Genomic DNA, 4,911 nt, shown 5'->3' with positions numbered 1-4,911 from the left:
GATCCGCCGCGGCAGGGGGTCTACGTCACCAACGACCGGCGCGACCCGTGGGAAGGCAGCGTGCGCTGGTCGCTGGAAACGCTGGACGGTACGGCGCTGGCCGCCGGTGAGGAGGCGGTGCGGGCCGCGCCGCTGGCGACGACGGCGATCAAGACGTTCGATCTGGCCGGGCACGTCACGGACGACAACCGGCGCGACCTCGTCTTCATCGCCGAACTGTGGCAGGGAGCGCAGCGAGTGGCCTGGCAGACGGCTTACTTCGCGCCCACGAAACACCTGTCGCTGGTCGATCCCCGGGTGGCGGTAGCCTGTCGCCCCAACGGAGAGCGGCTCCAGGTCGAGTTGCGCGGGCGGTCGCTGGCGCGGCTGGTGGAGCTCTCGCTCGACGGCGCGGACGTGATCTTCAGCGACAACTACTTCGATCTGCCCGCCGGCCGGCCGGTTACCGTGACCTGTCCGCTGCCGGCGGGATGGGATGAATCGCGGGCCGCGACGGCCCTGCAGATCCGCACAGTTTATGACTCGTTTCAGTATCGCTGAGGCGAATCAGGACGAGACGGGAAGCACACTGGATAATCCAGGTTTCACGACGATGCGGACTATTCGAGTCTATGACTGTGAAATCGATGTCCGTTACAGCTCATAAAGGGAGCCTGTCATGACTAGCATTCAATCTCTTATTGCCCAAATGACCCTGGAAGAAAAAGCGGCGTTGTGCACCGGAGCCAGCGCGTGGACGACCACACCGGTGGAGCGGCTCGACGTGCCGGAACTGTTCGTGTCGGATGGCCCGCACGGCCTGCGCCGTGTGCCCGAAGTTCATTCAATGTCCAACAAGAGCCTGCCGGCGACCTGTTTCCCCACTGCTTCCGCTTTGGCCGCCAGTTGGGACGTGGATCTGCTCTATGAGATGGGGCAGGCGCTGGCTGAGGAGGCAATTGCGCTGGGCGTCGATGTCATCCTCGGCCCCGGCGCCAACATGAAGCGCTCGCCGCTGTGTGGCCGTAACTTCGAGTACTTCTCCGAAGACCCCTATCTGGCGGGCGCGATGGCGGTCGGACTGATCGAGGGGATTCAGAGCCAGGGCGTGGGTACGTCGCTCAAGCACTTCGCCGCCAACAACCAGGAGTATGAGCGCTGCTCGATCAACGCCGAGGTGGATGAGCGCGCTCTGCGCGAGATCTACCTGCCGGCGTTTGAGATGGCCGTGACCAAGGCCAAGCCCTGGACGGTCATGTGCTCCTACAACAAGGTCAATGGAACCTACGCCTCCGAGAACCGCCGGCTGCTGACCGACATCCTCAAGAAGGAATGGGGTTTCGAAGGGTTTGTCGTATCGGACTGGGGAGCGGTACACAATCGGGTGGCCGGCTTGCAAGCCGGACTAGACCTGGAAATGCCCGGCCCCAAGCAAGCGCGCGTCAACGCCGTCATTGAAGCGGTGCGCAACGGCGACCTGGACGAAGCGGTGGTGGACGAAGCCGTCCGTCGCATTTTGACCATCGTCTGCCGCGCGGCGCAGACGCCCAAGGGCAAGGCGTTTGACGTGGCGGCCCACCACGCCTTGGCCCGCAAGATCGCGGCCGAGTCCATGGTTCTGCTGAAGAACAACGGGTTGCTGCCTTTGCAGGCTCCACAGCACATCGCGGTCGTCGGCCGGGCGGCGCGGGAAGCGCATTTCCAGGGCGGCGGCAGCTCGCACATCAACCCCACCCAGGTGGACGTGCCCTTTAACGAGCTGCAGAAGCTGGCCGGCAACGCGGAGATCAGCTTTGCCGAGGGCTACCCCAGGGATGACAGCCGGGATCAGGCGTTGATCGACGAGGCCGTGACCATTGCCCTGGCGGCCGACGTTGCCCTGCTCTATATCGCCCTGCCGACGTTCAAGGAGTCGGAGGGGTACGATCGGCCAGACCTGGACTTGACCGCGCAACAGGTCGCGCTCATTCAGGCGGTGACGGCCGTCCAGCCTAACACCGTCGTCATTCTCAACAACGGCGCGCCGGTGGTCATGGGAGAGTGGCTGGACGGCGCGGCGGCCGTGCTGGAGGCGTGGATGATGGGGCAGGCGGGCGGCGGGGCCATCGCCGACGTGTTGTTCGGCCGCGTCAACCCGTCCGGCAAGCTGGCCGAGACGTATCCGCTGCGCCTGATGGACACGCCGGCCTATCTCAACTTCCCCGGCGAGAACGGCGTCGTGCGCTACGGCGAGGGGCTGTATATCGGCTATCGTTACTATGACACCCGGCAAGTGCCAGTGCTGTTCCCCTTCGGCTACGGGTTGAGCTACACCAGCTTCGCCTACGGCAACATGCGGGTGTCGGCCGACAGCTTCCGGGACGTGGATGGCCTCACGGTGTCGGTGGACGTGACCAACACCGGGCCGGTGGCCGGCCAGGAGATCGTGCAGGTATACGTGCGCGATCGGGAGTCGCGGTTGGCGCGGCCGTACAAGGAACTGAAGGGCTTTGCCAAGGTATCGCTCCAGCCGGGGGAGACCAAGACCGTCTCCGTCAGCCTCGATTCGCGCGCCTTTGCCTACTACGATCCGGCGTACCCGCAGTGGATTACCGAGGACGGGCAGTTTGACATCCTCGTCGGCGCTTCTTCAGCCGATATCCGCTGCTGCGCCACGGTGACGCTGCAATCCACGCTGCAACTGCCGAGCACGCTGCATGACGAGTCAACAATTCGCGCCTGGCTCAACGATCCGGCAGGCAAGCCGATCCTGGAGCCGATCTTCAACGAATTGATGAAGAAGGGCGGCCTCTTCAGCAGCGACGACTCGGACGACAATTCGATGGATATGGACCTGGTGGGCTTCCTGCTGGATTTGCCTTTGCGCAACTTCTTCCACTTCCAGGAAGGTTCGCTGACACAGCCGCCGGATGACATCACCAATATGTTGTTGGAGCAGGTGCATGGGGCTAGATAAGTAGGCCGGACGCGGTCCGCGAGGACAAAAGAAAAATCCCCTCGTCCGAGGGGATTTCTTTTTGAGCAGCGGGGGCGCGATTCGACCCCGCGACCTCCGGGTTATCGGTGAGAATGCTGCCCCCGCGCTATTTCACCAATAAGGTTCGGATGATTGGCCTTCCCTGACAATGGTAGACACCAATGGACATTCAAACATTGCGCCAATGGATCGCCCAGCGAGATACGTATAGCTTTTTGGAAACGGTCGATGTGCAGAGCGGGAGCCGCACTGTGCTCCAGAAGTTTGATCACGTCATCGAAGCGCCCAACTGGACACGAGATGGGCAGTTTCTGGTTTATAACAGCCGGGGGCGTATCTATACGTTTTCGCTGGTCAGTGGAGCGATTCGTGAAGTGGATAGTGGCTTCGCCATTGACTGCAACAACGATCACGTCCTTTCGCCGGATAGCAGCCAGGTCGCCGTCAGCCATTTTACATACAAGGATGCCACCTCACGCATATACCTGCTGCCCCTGGCCGGCGGGCAACCGCAGCTTGTGACCGAGAAAGGGCCGAGTTATCTACACGGCTGGTCGCCGGACGGCCTGCGCCTGGCCTACTGCGCCGAGCGCGACGGACAGTATGACATATACACCATTTCGGTTCAGGGAGGGCAGGAGACCCGGCTGACCAATTCACCCGGCCTGGATGATGGCCCGGAGTATTCACCCGATGGCCGGCACATCTGGTTCAACTCCACCCGCACAGGTCTGATGCAGGTGTGGCGCATGGAAACAGACGGCTCCCACCCAACCCATATGGTTCGGGAGGAGGCCAACTGCTGGTTCCCACACGTCTCTCCGGATGGCACGCAGGTGGTATACATCGCCTATGCTAAAGGGGATGTGGCGCCAGGCGACCACCCGGCCAATAAGAACGTTGAAATTCGCCTGATCCCGGCGGCCGGCGGGCCTTCACGAACAGTCGTAAAGCTGTTCGGCGGGCAGGGGACGATGAATGTCAACTCCTGGTCGCCGGACAGCCGGACGCTCGCCTTTGTATCCTATCACCTTAAAGCCTGAAAGCCGGAGCTGCGGAAAAGCGCTGTTCAGAATCAGGAAGCGAGGAACAAGATGGTTAAGCAAGTTAAGGTTGCTGTCGTTGGCTGCGGCATGATCAGCGACGCCTACCTCTCCACGATGAAGGAGAAGTTCAAGATCCTGGATGTGGTAGCTTGCTGTGATCGGAATCCGGAAAAAGCGCAACAGGCCGCGCGGAAATATGGGGCCGAGGCGCTGACGATGGAAGAAATCCTGGCGCATGAATCCATCGAGCTTGTGGTCAACCTGACGACCCCCACGGCGCATTACCCGGTGATCAAACGATTGCTTGAAGGCAACAAGCACGTCTATACCGAAAAGGTGCTGACGGTCGAGCTGGAAGACGCAGCCGAGCTGTTGAAGATTGCCGATCAAAACGGGCTATATTTAGGGGCGGCGCCGGATACCTTTTTAGGATCGGCCATCCAGACCGCCCGCTATGTGGTGGACAGCGGTATGCTGGGTGAAATTACTTCCTGTTACGGCGCGCTCAGCCGGGATGGTTCTATTTTCGGCAGCCCGACCTCTTTCACTGTCAAACCGGGCGGAGGGATAGGATTTGATGTGGGGATTTACTACATAACCGCTTTGCTCAGTATGTTAGGCCCGGTTCGGGAAGTCACCGGCGTGGTGCAGACCCGTAATCCGCAGCGGCAGGTGCATACCCTTGAGAATTTCGGTGAAACCTTCCAGATAGAATGTGAGAATATCATGGCTGGCACACTGGTGTTTGAGCGTGGAACCGTGGGCACGCTGCTATTTGATTCCAATTCGGTCTTTATTATCCCGGAAAAGCCCAGCCTGGTACTGTTCGGTACGCTGGGGGTGATGTATATGGCCGATCCAAATCAGTTCGGTGGCGAGGTCAAGGTCATCCTCAAAGGCAACAACGAG

At 60.8% G+C, this 4,911-nt stretch carries 4 protein-coding genes; all 4 read left to right on the top strand.

Annotated elements, in window-relative coordinates; all coding sequences use genetic code 11:
- A partial coding sequence (locus tag ACE3UY_RS12170; RefSeq protein ID WP_374687786.1) for a glycoside hydrolase family 2 protein occupies positions 1-540 on the top strand: 540 nt, incomplete at its 5' end.
- A 118-nt stretch (positions 541-658) separates the two neighbouring features.
- Positions 659-2,935: a glycoside hydrolase family 3 C-terminal domain-containing protein gene (locus ACE3UY_RS12165; protein WP_374687785.1), complete on the top strand. Its 2,277-nt coding sequence runs from the start codon at positions 659-661 to the stop codon at positions 2,933-2,935.
- Between the two features lie 182 nt (positions 2,936-3,117).
- A complete protein-coding gene (locus ACE3UY_RS12160; protein WP_374687784.1) occupies positions 3,118-3,999 on the top strand; it encodes a TolB family protein in 882 nt (293 codons plus the stop codon).
- Positions 4,000-4,050: 51 nt separating this feature from the next.
- On the top strand, positions 4,051-4,911 hold an 861-nt coding region (locus ACE3UY_RS12155), incomplete at its 3' end, for a Gfo/Idh/MocA family protein (protein ID WP_374687783.1).

Source organism: Promineifilum sp. (SeqCode) (genome assembly GCF_041918635.1).
GTDB lineage: Bacteria > Chloroflexota > Anaerolineae > Promineifilales > Promineifilaceae > Promineifilum.
Note: the sequence above shows the minus strand (reverse complement) of the source record. Positions and strands in the feature narration are given on the sequence as shown.

Bases quoted from the DNA above. Each gene is read 5' to 3' on its own strand.
- ACE3UY_RS12165 (WP_374687785.1), top strand. From the start codon at position 659: ATGACTAGCATTCAATCTCTTATTGCCCAAATGACCCTGGAAGAAAAA.
- ACE3UY_RS12160 (WP_374687784.1), top strand. From the start codon at position 3,118: ATGGACATTCAAACATTGCGCCAATGGATCGCCCAGCGAGATACGTAT.